At 58.2% G+C, this 17,407-nt stretch carries 18 protein-coding genes; 4 read left to right on the top strand and 14 right to left on the bottom strand.

Features of this window, described 5'->3' with window-relative positions; all coding sequences use genetic code 11:
* Entirely contained in the window at positions 1 to 1,080 is a 1,080-nt protein-coding gene (locus KF814_08885; protein ID MBX3236253.1) for a lytic transglycosylase domain-containing protein, read from the bottom strand.
* A gap of 95 nt (positions 1,081 to 1,175) precedes the next feature.
* On the opposite strand from KF814_08885, the gene KF814_08880 reads away from it, so the two are divergent.
* Entirely contained in the window at positions 1,176 to 1,865 is a 690-nt protein-coding gene (locus KF814_08880) for a uracil-DNA glycosylase (GenBank protein ID MBX3236252.1), read from the top strand.
* Between the two features lie 27 nt (positions 1,866 to 1,892).
* On the opposite strand, the gene fsa is transcribed toward KF814_08880, so the two are convergent.
* Positions 1,893 to 2,540: a fructose-6-phosphate aldolase gene (fsa, locus tag KF814_08875; GenBank protein MBX3236251.1), complete on the bottom strand. Its 648-nt coding sequence runs from the start codon at positions 2,538 to 2,540 to the stop codon at positions 1,893 to 1,895.
* Positions 2,541 to 2,750: 210 nt separating this feature from the next.
* Here fsa and KF814_08870 point away from each other — a divergent pair, with 210 nt between their 5' ends.
* Positions 2,751 to 3,053: a hypothetical protein gene (locus KF814_08870; protein ID MBX3236250.1), complete on the top strand. Its 303-nt coding sequence runs from the start codon at positions 2,751 to 2,753 to the stop codon at positions 3,051 to 3,053.
* On the opposite strand, the gene KF814_08865 is transcribed toward KF814_08870, so the two are convergent.
* From KF814_08865 to KF814_08820, 10 genes are all read right to left on the bottom strand, one after another.
* Positions 3,050 to 3,310, bottom strand: coding sequence for a YHS domain-containing protein (locus tag KF814_08865; protein ID MBX3236249.1), 261 nt, complete (start codon positions 3,308 to 3,310; stop codon positions 3,050 to 3,052). The genes KF814_08870 and KF814_08865 overlap by 4 nt on opposite strands.
* A 705-nt stretch (positions 3,311 to 4,015) precedes the next feature.
* Positions 4,016 to 4,819: a 4-hydroxy-tetrahydrodipicolinate reductase gene (dapB, locus tag KF814_08860; protein ID MBX3236248.1), complete on the bottom strand. Its 804-nt coding sequence runs from the start codon at positions 4,817 to 4,819 to the stop codon at positions 4,016 to 4,018.
* Between the two features lie 27 nt (positions 4,820 to 4,846).
* Positions 4,847 to 5,719 (bottom strand): 4-hydroxy-tetrahydrodipicolinate synthase, encoded by an 873-nt coding sequence (gene dapA, locus KF814_08855; GenBank protein ID MBX3236247.1) that lies wholly within the window; start codon positions 5,717 to 5,719, stop codon positions 4,847 to 4,849.
* Between the two features lie 37 nt (positions 5,720 to 5,756).
* Complete coding sequence (lysA, locus tag KF814_08850; protein ID MBX3236246.1) at positions 5,757 to 7,019, bottom strand: diaminopimelate decarboxylase; 1,263 nt, start codon at positions 7,017 to 7,019, stop codon at positions 5,757 to 5,759.
* On the bottom strand, positions 7,012 to 8,922 hold the full coding sequence (locus KF814_08845; protein MBX3236245.1) for a cobalamin-dependent protein: 1,911 nt from the start codon (positions 8,920 to 8,922) through the stop codon (positions 7,012 to 7,014). Before KF814_08845 ends, lysA begins: the two co-directional genes overlap by 8 nt.
* A 92-nt stretch (positions 8,923 to 9,014) precedes the next feature.
* The gene (locus KF814_08840) at positions 9,015 to 9,326 is read right to left on the bottom strand and encodes a hypothetical protein (GenBank protein MBX3236244.1); all 312 of its coding nucleotides are present in this window, start codon (positions 9,324 to 9,326) and stop codon (positions 9,015 to 9,017) included.
* Positions 9,323 to 10,774 carry an argininosuccinate lyase gene (argH, locus tag KF814_08835; protein ID MBX3236243.1) on the bottom strand — a complete coding sequence of 484 codons (1,452 nt, stop codon included), beginning with the start codon at positions 10,772 to 10,774 and terminating at the stop codon, positions 9,323 to 9,325. The genes KF814_08840 and argH overlap by 4 nt, the downstream gene beginning before the upstream one ends.
* A gap of 3 nt (positions 10,775 to 10,777) precedes the next feature.
* On the bottom strand, positions 10,778 to 11,995 hold the full coding sequence (locus KF814_08830) for an argininosuccinate synthase (protein MBX3236242.1): 1,218 nt from the start codon (positions 11,993 to 11,995) through the stop codon (positions 10,778 to 10,780).
* A 4-nt stretch (positions 11,996 to 11,999) separates the two neighbouring features.
* Positions 12,000 to 12,992, bottom strand: a complete 993-nt coding sequence (gene argF / locus KF814_08825; protein ID MBX3236241.1) for an ornithine carbamoyltransferase — start codon at positions 12,990 to 12,992, stop codon at positions 12,000 to 12,002.
* 17 nt (positions 12,993 to 13,009) lie between these two features.
* Positions 13,010 to 14,218, bottom strand: coding sequence for an acetylornithine transaminase (locus tag KF814_08820; protein ID MBX3236240.1), 1,209 nt, complete (start codon positions 14,216 to 14,218; stop codon positions 13,010 to 13,012).
* A 162-nt stretch (positions 14,219 to 14,380) separates the two neighbouring features.
* Here KF814_08820 and KF814_08815 point away from each other — a divergent pair, with 162 nt between their 5' ends.
* Entirely contained in the window at positions 14,381 to 15,025 is a 645-nt protein-coding gene (locus KF814_08815) for a DUF2628 domain-containing protein (protein ID MBX3236239.1), read from the top strand.
* Positions 15,026 to 15,118: 93 nt separating this feature from the next.
* Here KF814_08815 and KF814_08810 read toward each other — a convergent pair whose 3' ends face one another.
* Positions 15,119 to 15,940, bottom strand: a complete 822-nt coding sequence (locus KF814_08810; protein ID MBX3236238.1) for a hypothetical protein — start codon at positions 15,938 to 15,940, stop codon at positions 15,119 to 15,121.
* Between the two features lie 182 nt (positions 15,941 to 16,122).
* Between KF814_08810 and KF814_08805 the strand changes: the two genes are divergently transcribed.
* Positions 16,123 to 16,728, top strand: a complete 606-nt coding sequence (locus KF814_08805; protein ID MBX3236237.1) for a 2,3-bisphosphoglycerate-dependent phosphoglycerate mutase — start codon at positions 16,123 to 16,125, stop codon at positions 16,726 to 16,728.
* A gap of 103 nt (positions 16,729 to 16,831) precedes the next feature.
* On the opposite strand, the gene KF814_08800 is transcribed toward KF814_08805, so the two are convergent.
* Positions 16,832 to 17,326 carry a hypothetical protein gene (locus tag KF814_08800; GenBank protein MBX3236236.1) on the bottom strand — a complete coding sequence of 165 codons (495 nt, stop codon included), beginning with the start codon at positions 17,324 to 17,326 and terminating at the stop codon, positions 16,832 to 16,834.
* Between the last annotated feature and the right edge of the window lie 81 nt (positions 17,327 to 17,407).

The following is a 17,407-nucleotide window of genomic DNA, read 5'->3' as shown; positions in this document are numbered from 1 at the left end:
CTAGGGAAGCTTGTCCTGTTTGAAACAGCGATTCGGGCAGGTCTGTCTCGGCACTTTAACTTGGTAGGTGCCCTTTGGCAAGTAGTCCTTGGTGAACTCAGGGTTGAGCATTTTGAGCTCGAGGAAATAGGTGCCGTATTCTTCGGCGATCGACGTCAAATGCCGCTGGGTGTCCTTGATGGTCACAGTCACCGTTTCGGTTTCAAGCGGCGCATACAGGTCTTTCTTCGTGAGACCGAGATACTTCTCCGGCTGAGAATAGATTTCTTTGGCAGCGATGATGCGAGGGACGTAGCGCATCGTTTCCCGCGGCCCGTGCATGCGCCAATAGTCGTGCACCTTCTGTTCCTTCATCAGTTTCTTCACCCGGTCTTCGCCGGCGTTGTAGGACGCCATCGCGACGAACCAATCGCCCTGCTGATACTCTCTGAGGTAGCGAAGATATTTGATCGCCGCTTCCGTAGACATCTCAAGATTCCGCCGTTCATCCAGCCATCGATCGCTGTGCAGTTTGTATCGACGCCCCGTCGAGTTGATGAACTGCCAGGGCCCAGAGGCCTTCGCTTTGGAATATGCAGCGGCAATGCATTTGCTTTCGACCAGCAGCATATATTTGAGATCGTCAGGAAGCCCGGCCTCCGCCAATTGCTTTTCGGCGGGAGCGAAACATCTTCCGGTCCGCTTCGCGAGAATGATGCTCTCGCCTTGATCTTCCAGGAACTGGTAGAACTCGTATTCGACTCGCTCGCGCACCTGCCAGTTATCAAGCGGCACTTCCTGACCGGCAAAGGTCAGCTTTTCCGGCAGCTTGAATGAGCTCAGAAAAAACCGTTCGCCCTCTCTTTTGATCTCCGGAAGGATGACGAGCCGATCCTCCAACTCTGTCCCCGCTTCCGGCTCTGCTGTCTGCGCGTTGCCCTCGCGGGTTGCATCTCCGGACTGTGGTCCCGCGTCAGGTTTCGTGGGTGCAGTCACGGACGGTTTCGCATCACTCGGCGTCTCGGCCCGCGAGGTGATCCAACCCGCCGCAAGCACGGCACAAACCAGTGCCAAGAACGTCACCTTACACCATCGGTGCATCGCGCCACTTTCCTTTCGTCCGGATTGACTCGATCATGCTATCAGCGAAGCGAGCAAGGGACAAGGAACTCCTGGGTTTGGTACAGTGAAGCGCCATGTCGAATATGCGCATCCTTGAGACGGATATTGCCGCATGCCGCGCGTGTGCCCGGCTCGTCGAGTACCGGGAATCCGTGGCACGCGAAAAGCGACGCCAGTATCGGGAGTGGACCTACTGGGGCAAACCGATACCCGGCTTCGGTGATTCCCGTGGGCGCTTGTATGTACTGGGTTTGGCCCCCGCAGCTCACGGAGGCAATCGAACCGGTCGTGTGTTTACCGGTGATCGCAGCGGGGATTGGTTGTACGAGGCTCTGCACCGATTTGGTTTTGCGAATCAAGCGACGTCGACCCACGCGGAGGATGGCCTTGCACTCACCGATTGTTACATCGGTGCGACGGTTCGCTGCGCGCCACCCGACAATAAACCCACCCCGGACGAATTCGCCGCGTGCCAGGGTTTTCTCCTCAGAGAGATTACCCTAATGAAGCAAGCTCGCGTCGTGATTGTGCTCGGAAAAATCGCCTTTGATCACTATTTGAAAGCATGCCGACAACTGGGGCTCGGAGATCCGCGGCCTCGGCCGAAGTTTGCCCACGGCCTGAGCATAACACTCCCTTCCGGTATCATCCTGCTTGGCTCCTATCACCCAAGTCAGCAAAACACCTTCACAGGAAAACTGACTCGCCCAATGTTCCACCACGTCTTCGCAGAGGCTCGTCGACAGATCAACCGGAACGCCTGAACGCTCAGACGGTTTCGCCCGCGCCGATTACTTCTTTCCGGCCGATTCCCAGTCGGCCAAAAACTTCTTGAGGCCGATATCGGTCAGCGGATGCTTCACCAGCTGCTGGAATACGCTATACGGCATGGTGCAGATATGCCCGCCTGCCAGAGCCGCTTCGACGACATGCTGCGGATGCCGCACGCTTGCCACCAGCACCTGGGTTTTAAAGTCATAGTTCGTATAAATGGCAATGATCTGACGGATCAACTCCATTCCATCCGAACTCACATCGTCGAGTCGACCGATAAACGGTGATACGCACCAGGCTCCGGCTTTTGCCGCAAGAAGGGCCTGCGTCGGGGAGAAACAGAGTGTCACATTCACCCGGATCCCTTCGGCGGCCAGCTTCTTTGTTGCCTTGAGCCCTTCCGGAATCAGGGGCACTTTCACAACAACGTTCTTGTGGACCTTTGCAAGGTCGCGCCCTTCGCGCACCATCGCTTCAGCTTCAAGCGACACCACCTCGGCACTGATCGGACCATCGACCAGGTTACAGATCTCAAGCAGTACCTCTCTGAAATTGCGGCCTTCCTTGACTACCAAGGAAGGATTGGTCGTCACGCCGTCTACGAGCCCCAAATTCACGCCTTCTTGAATTTCCTTCACATTCGCTGTATCGAGGTACAGTTTCATGATCTCATTTCCTTTCGTCGTATGTAGTCACAAGCCTCGCAAGGTAACGGTGATTCCGTTGCACTCATTCTAGGATGATCATCACAACAAGGCAATTGGTCAACCTGCGAGATCGACAATCGTTTGACAGTCTAAGGGGTGAGGGCTAGAATTTTCTCCACCGTCATCGCGGTGAGAGTCTCTGCACTGCGTCCAAGGAGGAGGTTGACTATGCGGCGTTTTCTCTCGGTTCTAGTACTTGGCGTTGTGGCTTCGGCCTGCAGCCATAACCCCTATCTCGAACAGTCTCTCACGCGCTATCAGGGCAAGGATAAGACTTGGATTGAAAAGGAACTCGGTGCGCCAGACGTAAAGGCTTCGCGGTTTTTCGGAGGCGAAAAGTGGATCTACAATCGCATCGCAGGCGGTTCGGCTGGCCCGCCTCTCTTCAACTTCAAACCCAACGAGTGCCAGACGATTCTATATTTCGACAAGGACGATCGCGTTTCGGACACCAGTTACTCAGGTTGTTAATCAGATAGCTGTTTCTGGAATGCCTTGGCACAGTTGCGGCTGCAGAAAAAGTAGGTCTGCCCACCCACCTCTTCGCGTACGGCCTCAGCCCTTGGAACAAATACGCGGCAAACAGGGTCTTGGACCATCTGCTTCCCATCACCACCCCCTGCAGAAGGCTCTATATTCTTCCCAGCACCACGAAGTTCTCGAATAGCTCTCCGAAGGAGAAAGTAGAGAACCGTCAACAAGCCTGCAATCAAAAGAAGTCTATACATAGTAGGATCTTCGACCTTATACCCCAATCCTAGGGAACGGTCGAAAGACCTGTCAATGAACCTAGACAATCACCTAGTTAATTGCCCAGTCCAACCTTCCCGTAATATCCAATTGCTGGGGCCAAATGGCCCAGAGCAATGTACCTAAATAAGGGACCTTTTCCCGGTTGCTCCAGTACTTCAGGTGGATGGTTTGTCCTACATTGCAATGCTATGAAGACATCCATGCATAAATGTGACAAATGCCGCGGAACAATGTTGCCTGAGCGGGCGGTTGATCTCGATGCCGGGTTGGCGATCACAGTGCTGGCTTGCCTGAACTGTGGACGCCGGAAGGCAGCCGATGCTGAACCGAGACCGATCACGTCACGACATTAACCCGTTGCAATGACAACAGCACCGAGACCGCTCACATGCGATGAGCAAAAGGCCGCAGAAGCGGCCTTTCTTGGCCTACCGTTTGATTCAAGATGGACGGCAGCCGGTCAGGCGGTTTTCCTTGGGCTCCGCGCAGCCATCACGGCGCGGGCATCGTCACGCCTCACCCCAGACCGAGTCGATGATCTAGAATCGACTCCTGTCTAACTCATTAAAATATTTTAGAAGATAGCTTTTCGAGGGTGTGCATTGAGAGGGCACACCGATACTCAATACCCGTGGGCAGAGGCCAGGACCCGCCGCACAGATAAGCGTTATAAGCGCGAGCTACTTCAGCCCCAAAACATCGAGCATGTCGTAGAGCCCTGGAGGTTGCTTCACCAACCATCGGGCTGCTCGAAGCGCCCCTCGAGCAAAAGTATCGCGACTACTGGCTCGATGGGTCACCTCGATCCGCTCCCCCATGGTGCCGAAAAGGACCGTATGGTCCCCCACAATGTCACCGGCTCGGATCGTTTGAATGCCGATCTCGCCTCGAGTCCGCTCTCCGATCAACCCTTTACGAGCATAGACCCCAACTTGTCCCAAATCGCGATTCACCGCCCTGGCCAAAACCTCCGCCATCTTCAGCGCGGTACCGCTGGGTGCGTCTTTCTTCAGTCGATGATGCGCTTCAATGACCTCGATGTCGTAATCCTCTCCCAATGTCTTAGCCATTTCTCCAATGACTTTATAGATCACGTTGATACCAACACTCATATTGGGCGAAAACACGCAGGGAGTGACTTTCGCGGCGGCTCGAAGCTCATCCAATTCGGCGGAAGAAAACCCTGTAGTCCCGATGACGATTCCCCGGCGATATTGTGACACTATTTTCAAATGGCCGAGCGTCGCTGGCGGCGTGGTAAAGTCGACTACCACATCCGAACGATCCATCAATCCTGAAAGATCGTCAGAAATCGGCACGCCAATGCGGCCGCAACCTGCCACCTCCCCAGCGTCTTCTCCCACAGCATGGTGCCCTTTGCTCTCCACAGCACCGGCCAGGGTCAAAAACGCGGAATCCTTCACCAGCGAGATAAGACGCGAGCCCATGCGTCCTGCAGCTCCTGTCACTACCACCTTAATCATCAACAGTATCCTTCTCCCTCAGGCGGGCTAGATCAGCCCGGCTTCTTTCATCACTCGTGCAAGTCGATCCTTATTGTCGGTGCCCATCGGGCACAGCGGCAAACGGAGCTCCGCGTCCATCTTCCCCATCATTTGCAGCGCCTCTTTGACGGGTATCGGATTTGTCTCATAGAACAGCGCAGTAAACAGCGGATAAAGGCGGTAATGCAGTGCACGCGCCTCATCAAGACGACCGTCCAGAAATGTGCTCACCAATCTGGACATCTCGGCGGGCATGAGATTCGCTGTCACGGTGATCACGCCCTTGCCGCCAACGGCCATCATCGGCAACGTCAGCGCATCATCACCCGCCAGCACCGTCATCCGATCTCCGCAAAGCTGAATGATCTCGGAGGCTTGCTGCACATTGCCGCTTCCTTCCTTGATCGCAACGACTGTCGGACAAGCAGTGAGTCGCGCTACGGTAGCCGGAGCCATATTCACGCCGGTTCGCCCCGGAATGTTGTAGAGCACGAGCGGCAAATCGACGGACTCGGCGATGGCTTTATAGTGGCGGTAGAGCCCTTCCTGCGTCGGCTTGTTGTAGTAGGGAGTGATCAGTAGCGCCCCGTCGACCCCGGCCTGCTTCGCATGTTTCGTCAGCACGATCGCTTCTTCCGTGCTGTTGGAGCCCGTGCCGGCGACCACCGGGACTCGCTTCTTGGCAACCTCGACGGTGAACGCCACTACCCGATCATGTTCCGCATGGGTCAGGGTCGCGGACTCTCCCGTGGTTCCACAGGGGACGATACCATTCGTCCCGCTGGTAATTTGCCACTCGATAAGGTCGCCCAATGCGCGCTCATCGATCCTACCGTTCTTAAACGGGGTCACAATCGCAACCAACGAACCGCTAAACATCCGATGCTCCTCTTAAGGTGGCTACCAGCCCGCGGACCTACTCCAGAAACGAGGGAATGCGCTCACCCTTGACCAAATCCTCGTACGTTTCACGCGAACGGATCACGTGTATCTGCCCTTCATTGACCAACACTTCGGGAACTCGAGGCCTCGAGTTGTAATTGGAAGACATCACAAATCCATAGGCGCCTGCACTCATCACCGCCATCAATTCGCCGGCCTTCATTTCCGGCAGCTGCCGGTCTTTCGCTAGGAAGTCACCGGACTCGCAGACCGGCCCAACGACATCCACCATATGTTTCGGGTTATGAATGCTGTTCTCATGGAGCGGCCGAATGTCGTGATACGCCCCGTAGAGACTGGGCCGGATGAGGTCGTTCATCGCCGCATCCACGATCAGGAACCGCTTGGCCTCACCGTCCTTCGTATACAAAACCTTGGTGATCAGGACGCCCGCATTTCCAACAATTACCCGGCCAGGCTCCATAATGAGTACGCACTTCAAGTCGCGCACCAAGGGCGAAATTGCCTCAGCCAAATCTTTCGGTTGTGGCGGGGTTTCGTCCGAATAGGTGATCCCCAACCCGCCCCCGATATTGATGTACCGGATGTTGATGCCCTGCTCTTTCAGGGTCTGCACCAAGCCCAGCACCTTCTTGAGCGCCTCAACGAACGGCGTGACCTCGGTCAATTGTGATCCGATGTGCTTATGAACCCCCACCACCTCGATGTGGCTGAGGGCCGAAGCCGCCTTAAACTCTTCGATGGCACGATCCGCCGCGATCCCGAACTTGCTCTTCTTCAGACCGGTCGAGATATAGGGATGCGTCTTGGGATCGATGTCCGGATTGATGCGCAAGGCCACCCGAGCCTTGAGGCCCATCGATGCCGCAACGTCGTTGATCGCCTGCAACTCAGCCGGCGACTCGACATTGAACATCAGGATGTCGGCTTTCAGCGCATCGCGGATTTCCTCCGGGCTCTTGCCTACGCCGGCAAATACGATTTTCTGGGCCGGCACACCGGCTTTCATCGCGCGATAGAGCTCCCCTCCCGACACAATATCCACACCGCTGCCCTCTTTGGCCATGAGCCGAAGGATGGCGAGGTTCGAATTCGATTTCATCGCAAACGCAACGATGTGGGGAATGTTCTTGAACGCCCCGTCATACGCGCGGAAATGCCGCACCAGCGTGCGATGGCTATAGACATAGCAAGGGCTCCCGACTTCCTTGGCGATACGGGACAGTGGGACATCCTCGCAGTACAGTTCTCCTTGGCGATACTCAAAGTCATGCATCTTGAAGATCCTCGATCAAAAATTCAGCTCCGTTTAATGACAACCCCTCGAGTGCCCCCTGGAAGGCGGCGGTAAATTTTTGATACCGCACCTTGGCGTAGGGAAGTACTGATTTTACCGCCTCACGGTCCAGCAGCGCCTTCAGCGCCTCCGGCGTGGCATGTTTCAGATGTTCGAAATTTACAATGACGTCCAAGCGCGCCTTCTCGGCCGCCTCACGAATACGCTTCAGTAACTCTTTCGCCCCGACAGAGTCGAGGGTGCCCTCCAGCGTGACCACGACGGCTGCTTTTTGGTCGTGCCGCTTCGCTTTGATATTCAACCAGAGACTGTGGGCCGGGGCCGCGGTTTGGTCGATCCGCTGCTTGATGGCGTACATCGCATTTGGAATTAATTGGGCCGTATCGACGATCGGCAGTTTCGCCTGAAGATTCTTCAGCACCTTGGCAACCGGTGACAATGTCCCCTTCGGACAGGACCGCTTGACGAGCTTGCGAAATTCCCGATTCATTTCCCATCGGGCGACCAAACGCTGCTGGGTACCGGAGAGGCGCTTCCAAATCGACGACAGCGAGTAAAACTGGTGGTTGGCCCAGTTGAATCCCTCTTGCAGTTGCTCCGGTGTCATTCGACTCGGCCGAAACACCACGTGCTTCCCATCATACTTAGACCAGTCACGGTCGAAAATACGGCCTTCCTTGTTGTACCGGTCATACAAGGCCGTGCCTGGTAACGGCGTCAACACGTTGAAGTAAGCCAATTCCACCTTCGTGGCAGTAAGGAAATCCACAGCCCGCTCGAACACCGATTCATCGTCGTTGTCGAAGCCGAAGACGATGCCGGGATTCACCATGATTCCGTACTTGTGAAACATGTCGATTTCCTGCGCGAACTTTTGGACCCGATTAAAGGGCTTATTGGTCTCTTCGAGGCAATCCTCGTCGAGGGATTCCATCCCGACGAACACCGACACGCACCCGCTCTCGGCCGCCAGCTTCACCATTTCTTCGTCATCGGCCAAGAACAGAGTCGACTGACAGCCCCACTTGATGTTCAGCGGCTTCAATGCCGTCCAGAGTTCGCGGCAATAGGCGCGGTTGCTGTTGTGCAGGTCATCGACGAACGCCACGATGCTGCCGTCCTCAATGCCCACCCTCATACGGAATCCGGTCTTGAGCGCCTGCCAGAGGGAATCCGTGCACATGCGCTCGACGATCTCGCTTCGAATCCAGTGCTTCACACGCAGGATCTCGCGAATGACTTCTAGCACCGGCCGCCGCCGCGTCGTCTTTCCATTGAACGGCGAGACGCTGCAAAACTCGCAATCGAAATGGCAGCCCCTCGTCGTAAAACTGCACTGCCGAGTCATGTACGCGTCCGGACTCAGCAACTCAACTCGCGGACTCAGGTAGTTTTCCAGCGAGGGGAAGGCGCGCATCTCATACTTGCGCTTCATATGCCCGGCCTCGAAGTCGGATACGACCTCCGGCCACAGATCTTCGGCCTCGCCGCACACTACGGTGTCCACATGTTGCAATGCTTCGTCGGGACAGTAGGTCGCGTGGACACCACCCATCACGACCTTGACCCCACGCTTTCGGAACTCCGCGGCGATCTCATAGGCCCTCGGTGCATAACAGGTCATGACCGACAGACCCACCAAGTCACAGGGGTGGTCAAAATCGATGTCCCGAACCGCCTCATCAACCAAGTCCACCTGCCAATGTTCCGGCGTGTACGCAGCAATGGTCGGCAGGCTCAGCTTGGGAAACCATACGGCCCGACGTTCTGCAGCAGTCAAATGGTACTGACTGTTGCGGGGATACGGATCGAGTAGCAGCAGTCGGCGTTTCGGCGCATTGGTCGGCGAGACGAAGGTGCGGGATGGTTGAATGAGTTCCATGTTCACTAGTCCTCCCGGGCGGCTGCTTCCCAGTGTGAAGCCCCCACCCCATGACAAACCGCGAACACTCCTTCCGTACCAGCTACGATACGTTACCGACTACCCATTGATCGAGTCGGCGGAACGGGTAACGGCTCTCCGGTCGGTACCATGGAGTTATCGATAAACTCTTCGATGGTTACCTGGCCCGGTGCACTCGGACGCGTAGCCGTCCCTCGCACAGCCTCCCCCGGCGCCAGCAGTCCCTCCCGCCTCAACTGCCGTTCGATCACGGGATTGACGCCGACATCTTCCGGCGGCACCGGCGGTCCGAGTACGCCACAACCGGAGAGACCGATGAGCGCGAAGACCCAACCGCTCAAGTCGCCCCGGCGACACCAGCCCCCGCTGCCCCACGGCCTCATGCCCGCAGCGCCTTTTCCCACTCCTTGATCCGCTGTTCGACGCGTCGCCGCGCCGTCCCTCCCAATTGCCCCTTTCTGTCAATCGCCCCCTGTACAGTCAAACAATCGAGTACGTCCTTTTCGAATCGGTCGGAAAATGAGGTCAGGTCCGTCAAGCTAAGACCTTGAAGCGCTTGACCTTTTTCAATACAGGATCGCACAATTCGACCGGTAATGGAATGGGCCTCCCGGAAGGGCACCCCCCTGGTGACCAGATAGTCGGCGATTTCCGTCGCCAACATCCCCCCCCCTTCGGCAGCCTGCTGCATAACCGATTCGTTGAAGCGAGCCCGACGCATCAATTCCGTGCACAACACCACCGACTGCCCGGTCGTGTCCACCGCATCGAAGAGCGCCTCTTTATCTTCTTGCAGATCCCGGTTGTAGCTCAAGGGTAACCCCTTGATGAGGGTGAGCATCCCCATGAGATGCCCGTACACCCGCCCGGTCTTCCCCCGAACAAGTTCAGGCACGTCGGGATTTTTCTTTTGAGGCATCATACTGCTGCCGGTGCAGAACGTATCCGGCAAATCCACGAACCGAAACTCCTGTGACGCCCAGAGGATCAATTCCTCGCTCAGCCGCGACAAGTGCATCATGATCAGCGACAGAGCCCCCAGCGTTTCGACGACGCTGTCCCGATCCGACACGGCGTCCAGACTGTTTCGCGTCACCGCAGGAAACCCCAGCAGCTTGGCCGTGTACTCGCGATCGACGGGATAGTTGGACCCGGCAAGTGCGCCGGAACCGAGCGGCATGACGTTCAATCTGTTGCGATCATCGTGCAGCCGCCCGCGGTCTCGATCGAACATTTCTACATAGGCCAGCAGATGGTGCGCCAAGAGCACTGGCTGCGCCCGCTGCAGATGCGTATAGCCCGGCATGACGACGTGCAGGTGCGCACGAGCCTGAGCGACCAACACTCGCTGAAACTCTTGCAGTTGGCTCCCCAACCGCTGTAACGCATCCCGCAGGAACAACCGCAGGTCTAATGCGACCTGATCGTTGCGGCTCCGCCCGGTATGGAGCTTTCCGCCCAACGGACCGATCAGCTCGGTCAGGCGACGTTCGATCGCCATATGGATGTCCTCATCCTGCGGCAGAAACGGGAAACGGCCCTCGTCCAGCTCGGCCTTGACGAGCTCCAGCCCTCGAACCAATTCAGCGGCTTCCCGCGAGGTCAACACCCCGGCTCGTTCCAGCGTCCGACAGTGCGCAACGCTGCCCTGGATGTCGTAGGAATAGAGCCGCTGATCCACCGAAAGCGACGAGGTGAACTGCTCCACCAGCCGATCGGTTTGCTCAGCGAACCGTCCCCCCCAAGCCTTCCCTTGGGGAAGAGCTTTTGCCGTCCGGCCTGATGCGGCAGGTCGACGGGTGGTAGATTTGGTCGACTTCGGTTTCGCCATGGGTTACTTGCGCGATCCCTTCTTACGCTGGGCGCGGATCGCCAATCGCAACGCATTGAGCCGGATGAAACCTTCCGCATCCTTCTGCCGATAGACTTCATCTTCTTCGAAAGTCGCCATGTCCAACCGGTAGAGCGAGCGCGGCGACTTGCGGCCGACCACGGTGCAAGTCCCCTTGTACAACTTCACCCGCACGGTCCCGGTCACATCACGCTGCGCTTCATCGAGCGCGGTCTGAATCATCTCCCGCTCGGGCGCATACCAATATCCGTAATAGATCAGCTCCGCATAGCGCGGGATGAGGCTGTCGCGCAGGTGCAGCACCTCGCGATCCATGGTCAGCGACTCCAATCCACGATGCGCCGCATGGAGAATGGTTCCGCCCGGCGTCTCGTAGACTCCCCGGGATTTCATGCCCACGTACCGATTTTCCACCAGATCGACGCGGCCGACCCCGTGCTCGCCGCCGAGTTTGTTCAGATGGGCCAACAGTGCGGCCGGTCCCATCTTCTTTCCGTCGACCGCGACCGGATCGCCCGACACATATTCGATTTCGATTTCGCGCGGCTTGTTCGGCGCCCGTTCCGGCGAGACCGACATGACGAAGATTTCCTCCGGCGGTGCAGCCCAGGGATCTTCAAGGATGCCGCCTTCATAGCTGGTATGAAACAGGTTCATATCCATGCTGTAGGGCTTCGCCTTGGTCGCCGTCACCGGAATCCCGTGCTTTTCGGCATACTCGATCAACTCACGCCGTGAGCGCATCGTCCATTCGCGCCAGGGAGCGATGATCTTGATCTGCGGATGGAGCGCCATGTAGGTCAACTCGAACCGAACCTGGTCGTTGCCTTTCCCGGTGGCGCCGTGACACACCGCTTCGGCCCCTTCTTCCGCGGCGATTTCGATTTGCCGCTTGGCGATCAGGGGGCGGGCAATCGAGGTGCCCAGCAGATAGCTGCCTTCATAGACGGCATTGCCACGCAGCATCGGAAAGACATGGTCCTTCACGAAGGTCTCGCGCAAGTCCTCCATAAAGACCTTCCGGACGCCCAACGCCTGCGCCTTCTTCTTGATTCCCTTCAAGTCCTCGCCTTGCCCCAAATCAGCGCAGAACGCGATGACCTCACAGCCGTAGACTTCCTCGAGCCACTTGAGAATGACGGACGTATCCAATCCGCCCGAATATGCCAACACAACCTTCTTGTACGTTGACTTGCTCATAGCCTTACTTTTTCCTCTTTCCGTTTTCCTTGCGGCCGCGCGCCAGCAGGCGCACCAGAATCGCTTTTTGCATGTGTAGACGATTTTCGGCCTGGTCGAGCACGACCGATTGCGGGCCGTCCAAGACATCGGCACTGATTTCTTCACCGCGATGGGCCGGCAGGCAGTGCATCACGAGCGCGTCCGGCTTGGCCCGCTTGAGCAGCCGCTCGTTTAATTGATAGGGGGCCAAGATCTTCAGACGCCGAGCCTGCTCCCGTTCCCGCCCCATACTGATCCACACATCCGTATACAGGACGTCCGCATCCTTCACCGCCACCAGCGGATCGGAGCCAATCTCGATCGTGGCGCCGGTCTCCACTGCTTCCTCCCGCGCGCGATCGACGATGTGCTGGTCGGGTTGGTAACCGGGCGGACAGCCGACGGCGATCGTCATTCCCATCTTGGCGGCCGCCTCGATCAGAGAATTCGTGACGTTGTTCCCGTCGCCGACATAGGCCATCTTCAGCCCGGCCAAACGCCCCTTCTTTTCTTGAATCGTAAGCAGATCCGATAGCGCCTGGCAGGGATGATTCAGATCCGTGAGTCCATTGATGACCGGGATGGTGGACTCCCTCGCCCATTCCTCGACGATGGCATGATCGAACGTGCGCACGACGATGGCGTCGAGATAGCGGGAGAGGACTCGAGCCGTATCGGCCACCGTCTCGCCACGCGACAGCTGAATGTCGCCCATCGGCAGCACCATGGCCTGGCCGCCGAGTTGATTCATGCCCGCCTCGAAGGACACCCTGGTACGGGTCGAGGGCTTCTGGAAGACCAGCCCCAGCATTTTCCCGGGCAGCAGCGGATGCGGAATTCCGCGCGCCTGCTTGGCCTTCAATTGGGCCGCCAGCCGCAACAATCCGTCGAGTTCCGCTCGTGGGATCGAAAGGAGATCGAGAAAATCTTTACCGAGGCCGGTCTGAGAGGTCGATCGACCAGGACGCCGAGCCATAATGCGCCCCTACAGGGTTAGTGAGCGGAGACCGCTGTTCGCTGGCCGAGCACCTGCGGAAGCGCATGCAGCAAGCGATCGATCTCGCTCTGGGTGATCACGAGTGGGGGGACAAACCGCAGCACCCGATCGCCGGTGCAGTTGATCAACAACCCGCGAGCCTGACAATCGGCGACCACAGCTTTCCCGTCCGTGTCCAATTCCATGCCTTGCAAGAGACCGAGGCCCCGCACTTCCTTGATGACCCGATGCCGTTCCTTGCAGGCGGCCAATCCCTTGGCCAGGTAATCGCCCATTCGGCGGGCATGGTCCAAAACCTTTCCCTCGAGCAGTGTGCGCAAGACCGCCAGCCCCGCAGCGCAAGCCAAGGGATTCCCGCCGAATGTGGAGGCGTGAGTCCCTGGCGTAAACGCCTTCGCCACTGCGTCGGTCGCGAGACAGGCGCCGATCGGCACTCCGCCGCCCAGCCCCTTCGCCAGCGTCATGATGTCGGGCTGAATACCGAAATGCTCATAGCAGAACAACGGACCGGTCCGTCCCATACCCGTCTGGACTTCGTCGAAGATCAGCAGCACATCACGTTCGCGGCACAGCTCCCGAAGGCTCTGCATGTAGGCGCGATCGGCGACGTGCACCCCGCCCTCCGCTTGGATCGGTTCTAACATGACCGCCGCGGTTTTCTCGGTCATCGCCCGCTCGACCTCTGAGAGATCATTGAACGTGACATAGGAGAACCCCGGCATCAGCGGATCGAAGCCCTTCTGCACCTTCTCCTGTCCGGTCGCGGTCAACGTCGCCAGCGTCCGTCCATGGAAGGAGTTTTTCATCGTAACGATTTCGAACCGCCCGGCTCCATACTTGTCGTGGGCATACTTCCGGGCCAGCTTGATGGCGGCTTCGTTGGCTTCCGCCCCGCTGTTGCAGAAAAACACTTTCTGCGCGAACGAATGCTCCACCAACATTTTTGCCAACTGCACTTGGGGTTCGGTGTAATACAAATTGGACGTATGGATGAGCTGCTGCACCTGCTTCTGGATGGCAAGCACCAGGTCCGGATGGCCATGCCCCAGCAGGTTGACCGCAATGCCGGCCACGAAGTCGACATACTCCCGCCCCTCCAGGTCGTAGACCCGGCTGCCCCGCCCCCGCACGATGGAGATGGGGAGACGCGCATAGGTATTCATCAAGTACTGTTCCGCGTCTTGGCGTAGTTCTCCGGTCGGCATGATAGAGCCCCCCTTGTGGATCGGCGAACCTATCATAGGGTGGGCTCGTAGAGCAACCGACCGACAGCCCGCTCAGCCTCTCCCACCGCGCCGATCCGTCGCGCAACCGGCACATGACCCCGCTTGACGGGAGCCGACGGCGGATGGGATAAGGTGGGGCTCATGAAACCGTGCCGACAGTGCCAACAACTCAATCCAGACGACGCCCGTTTTTGCCATCAGTGCGGGACCTCGTTTGCCACTGAACCGGAGGCCACCACAGAGCCACCTGCGACTGCCCCGTTACCCCAGACCGATGAGGATCTCATGCGAGCCTTCATCGGCCCGAACGCGGACCGTTACCTCCAGACGTTCAAGAAATTTACCGGCTCGGCCGGCCCCCGCTTCGCCTTGACCTGGCATTGGCCCGCCTTCGTGTTCGAACCGTTCCTCTGGTTCCTGTACCGCAAGATGTACCTCTATGCGCTGATCTATGCGATCGGTCCGGCCCTCGCGTTTTATATGACGCAGGATCTCTCGGCGGATATCGTCTGGCGGTTGATGGCCGGTGTCAGCGCGAACTACATCTACTACTGGCATGTGAAGGAACAGCTGTCGACGATCAAGCAGGAGCGGGCAGCCGACGGGACACAGCGGGCGACCATGCTCGGCGAATTGGGGGGAGTCCAACCCTATGTCGTGTGGGTCGGCGTGGGCCTGTTGGTCCTCAAGATCGGGCTGGTGGTCGCGATGCTGAAAGAAGGGATTCCTGACGGGCCGAAAGGCCCGCCTGCCAAAACCCGCCCGGCAGGACTGACAAACGTCTAGCAGCAACGAGCCTACGGCCTATAGCTGCTGGCTCGGAAATCGCGGAGTTCCTATCTCACCCTACGCCGTACGCTATTTGCTATACGCGGCGTACTACCGTGATCGCTGCCACTCGACCCAGCCCACGAACCAATCAAAATCCTGCTGGTACGCCGCCCCGCTGACCTCCGAAGCCGACTGCGTCTGCTCCAGCTGGGTATAGGTGCGAGGCCAATTCTTCTGCCACCAGGACTTGAGTTCGTCAGCCTGGTACGCTTGCCCGTTCGGATTCACGATCCCGGCTGCCGCGCAAACCCCGGCCACCAGCGGCCAATAGCGGTCCTTCCCCAACCCCAGGCTGCGAAAGTGTTCGCGCAAGAGAAACACGACCCACAGTTCGGCGCTGTTCTTCTTGTTGTGCTTGAACGGCTGGGTCTGCCGCAGTGGAACCGGATCAAACTGTTTGATGACGGAGGTATAGTCGGGACCGCCGTAACTGCCGGCAACCTCTGCAATTCCCTGCAGCATGTTGGCCAGCTCCACCTCGACCACCGGCGAGGCGCCTCGAGACCGGTCTCCCTGGCCAGACCCCACCGGGTTGGCTGATGTGAGCAATTCGATCAAAGGCTTCAACTCGCGCAATCGTTCCACCGCCGCCTTGAGCAGTTGCTCCGACTCCAACCAGTAGTCGGGATCGCCTTTGGTGACCCGCTCGCGTCCGGCCGGCGGCAACACGACGGGAATCCAATAGCGCAGCAGGACGAACAAGATATACTCGGGCTGCGCCCCCATCTGCGCCGCACGTGGCAGGGCCTGCTCCGCCCCCAGGGCCCGGTCGAAAAACGCCTGGACTCGGTCCTCCACCTGCAGCCGACTGCCCATACCGAGCCACCAGGCTTGCAACCGCGACCAGTCTGCTGGGGAAATAGTCGTCATGCGATGGGATTCCCGGACTCAGAGAGTTGGCGCATCGTACTGAGCAGTGTAAATGAATGCAACCGATCACTGCCGTCCCCGTCGGACGGCCCCGCGCACGAGCCGATGCTTGACAGCGCCTGCGTGAAATCGCATATCTTGGAGTAGGCACAAGCCACCGTGTAACGAGGGGAGCACCCACGATGAGCAAATTGGTCCTGATTCGGCATGGCGAGTCGCAGTGGAATCTCGAGAACCGCTTCACCGGCTGGGTGGATGTCCCCCTCTCCCCGAAAGGCGTGGAGGAAGCCAAAGCCGCCGCACAGAAACTTTCGGGCTATCGATTCGACCGCGCATTTTCCTCCGTGCTCGCGCGCGCCAATGAAACGATGCGTTTGATCTTGGAATCGCTCGGCCAAACCACGATTCCCATCGAGAAGGACAAGGCGCTGAACGAACGGATGTATGGGGAACTACAAGGATTGAACAAGGCTGAAACGGCCAAGAAATACGGCGACGAGCAAGTCAAGATTTGGCGCCGGAGTTACGATGTCCGTCCCCCGGGGGGCGAGAGCCTAAAGGATACGGCCGAGCGGGTGTTGCCCTACTATGAAAGCCGGATCAAGCCCTACGTGTTAAAGGGGGAGACCATCCTGATCGCAGCGCACGGGAACAGCCTTCGCGCGCTCGTCATGCAACTGGATCAGCTGACGCGTGAGCAGGTGTTGGAGCTCAACATTCCCACCGGCGCGCCCCTATTGTATGAGATCGACAACAGCGGCAAGGTGCTGTCGCATCGCTACTTGTGAGACCGCGTGAAGCGTCGCACGTGAAGGGTATCTCGTCTCAAGGAGGCTCTCCTCCCGGCCTGCCGAGATACGAGCGCCGCTTCACGGGCGGCTGAGCCCCGAGTTAAGAGGCCTCATCCAGCAGCGCTTGGTACTTATCGAGCGGCACGACGTCAGGTAGGAGCACCATCAATTTCGGCCTGTCGCAGCTTTGGATCGCACCGGCGTCCTCCAAGATGTCGGCAAGCTGTTCGGACGTCGCCTCTGCGCCCCCTTCAAAATTCCCCACCGGCGCATAGAGCTCGCGGCGTTCTCCCGCCTCGGTCAAAAAATCCTTCCATTCCACGTCCTGTGACTTGAAGGCACTGCCCCACTCCGCCTGGATCAGTTCGAGCACGCGGTTGAAGAGCACCTCGCGATATTGACGGGGAATGTGGGCGTTGATCGCAGCCGACACCCAATAGAGGTTAAACGAGAGCACCTCTCTGGTGATATCCCCCGCCTGACTCTCACTGACATCCAGGCCATAGTCACTCAAAAATTCAGGGGACAGATAACGGGGCAGCAATTTGTACAGCGCGGAGGCCGCCTCCGCAGGGGTCATAGGCTGGGTCGCCATCGTTTACTCCTTCTCAGATTTCGCCAGAGAATACTGCAGCCGCCCTTGAGGAGACAACGGGGCCGGCCACTCCATCGCGCG

This window comes from Nitrospiraceae bacterium (assembly GCA_019637075.1).
In the GTDB taxonomy this organism is placed as follows: Bacteria; Nitrospirota; Nitrospiria; order Nitrospirales; family Nitrospiraceae; genus JAHBWI01.
Note: the sequence above shows the minus strand (reverse complement) of the source record. Positions and strands in the feature narration are given on the sequence as shown.

Excerpts from the sequence above, each read along its gene's own strand:
- KF814_08885 (MBX3236253.1), bottom strand. The coding sequence starts at position 1,080 with ATGCACCGATGGTGTAAGGTGACGTTCTTGGCACTGGTTTGTGCCGTG.
- KF814_08880 (MBX3236252.1), top strand. The coding sequence starts at position 1,176 with ATGTCGAATATGCGCATCCTTGAGACGGATATTGCCGCATGCCGCGCG.
- fsa (MBX3236251.1), bottom strand. The coding sequence starts at position 2,540 with ATGAAACTGTACCTCGATACAGCGAATGTGAAGGAAATTCAAGAAGGC.
- KF814_08870 (MBX3236250.1), top strand. The coding sequence starts at position 2,751 with ATGCGGCGTTTTCTCTCGGTTCTAGTACTTGGCGTTGTGGCTTCGGCC.
- KF814_08865 (MBX3236249.1), bottom strand. The coding sequence starts at position 3,310 with ATGTATAGACTTCTTTTGATTGCAGGCTTGTTGACGGTTCTCTACTTT.
- dapB (MBX3236248.1), bottom strand. The coding sequence starts at position 4,819 with ATGATTAAGGTGGTAGTGACAGGAGCTGCAGGACGCATGGGCTCGCGT.
- dapA (MBX3236247.1), bottom strand. The coding sequence starts at position 5,719 with ATGTTTAGCGGTTCGTTGGTTGCGATTGTGACCCCGTTTAAGAACGGT.
- lysA (MBX3236246.1), bottom strand. The coding sequence starts at position 7,019 with ATGCATGACTTTGAGTATCGCCAAGGAGAACTGTACTGCGAGGATGTC.
- KF814_08845 (MBX3236245.1), bottom strand. The coding sequence starts at position 8,922 with ATGGAACTCATTCAACCATCCCGCACCTTCGTCTCGCCGACCAATGCG.
- KF814_08840 (MBX3236244.1), bottom strand. The coding sequence starts at position 9,326 with ATGAGGCCGTGGGGCAGCGGGGGCTGGTGTCGCCGGGGCGACTTGAGC.
- argH (MBX3236243.1), bottom strand. The coding sequence starts at position 10,774 with ATGGCGAAACCGAAGTCGACCAAATCTACCACCCGTCGACCTGCCGCA.
- KF814_08830 (MBX3236242.1), bottom strand. The coding sequence starts at position 11,995 with ATGAGCAAGTCAACGTACAAGAAGGTTGTGTTGGCATATTCGGGCGGA.
- argF (MBX3236241.1), bottom strand. The coding sequence starts at position 12,992 with ATGGCTCGGCGTCCTGGTCGATCGACCTCTCAGACCGGCCTCGGTAAA.
- KF814_08820 (MBX3236240.1), bottom strand. The coding sequence starts at position 14,218 with ATGCCGACCGGAGAACTACGCCAAGACGCGGAACAGTACTTGATGAAT.
- KF814_08815 (MBX3236239.1), top strand. The coding sequence starts at position 14,381 with ATGAAACCGTGCCGACAGTGCCAACAACTCAATCCAGACGACGCCCGT.
- KF814_08810 (MBX3236238.1), bottom strand. The coding sequence starts at position 15,940 with ATGACGACTATTTCCCCAGCAGACTGGTCGCGGTTGCAAGCCTGGTGG.
- KF814_08805 (MBX3236237.1), top strand. The coding sequence starts at position 16,123 with ATGAGCAAATTGGTCCTGATTCGGCATGGCGAGTCGCAGTGGAATCTC.
- KF814_08800 (MBX3236236.1), bottom strand. The coding sequence starts at position 17,326 with ATGGCGACCCAGCCTATGACCCCTGCGGAGGCGGCCTCCGCGCTGTAC.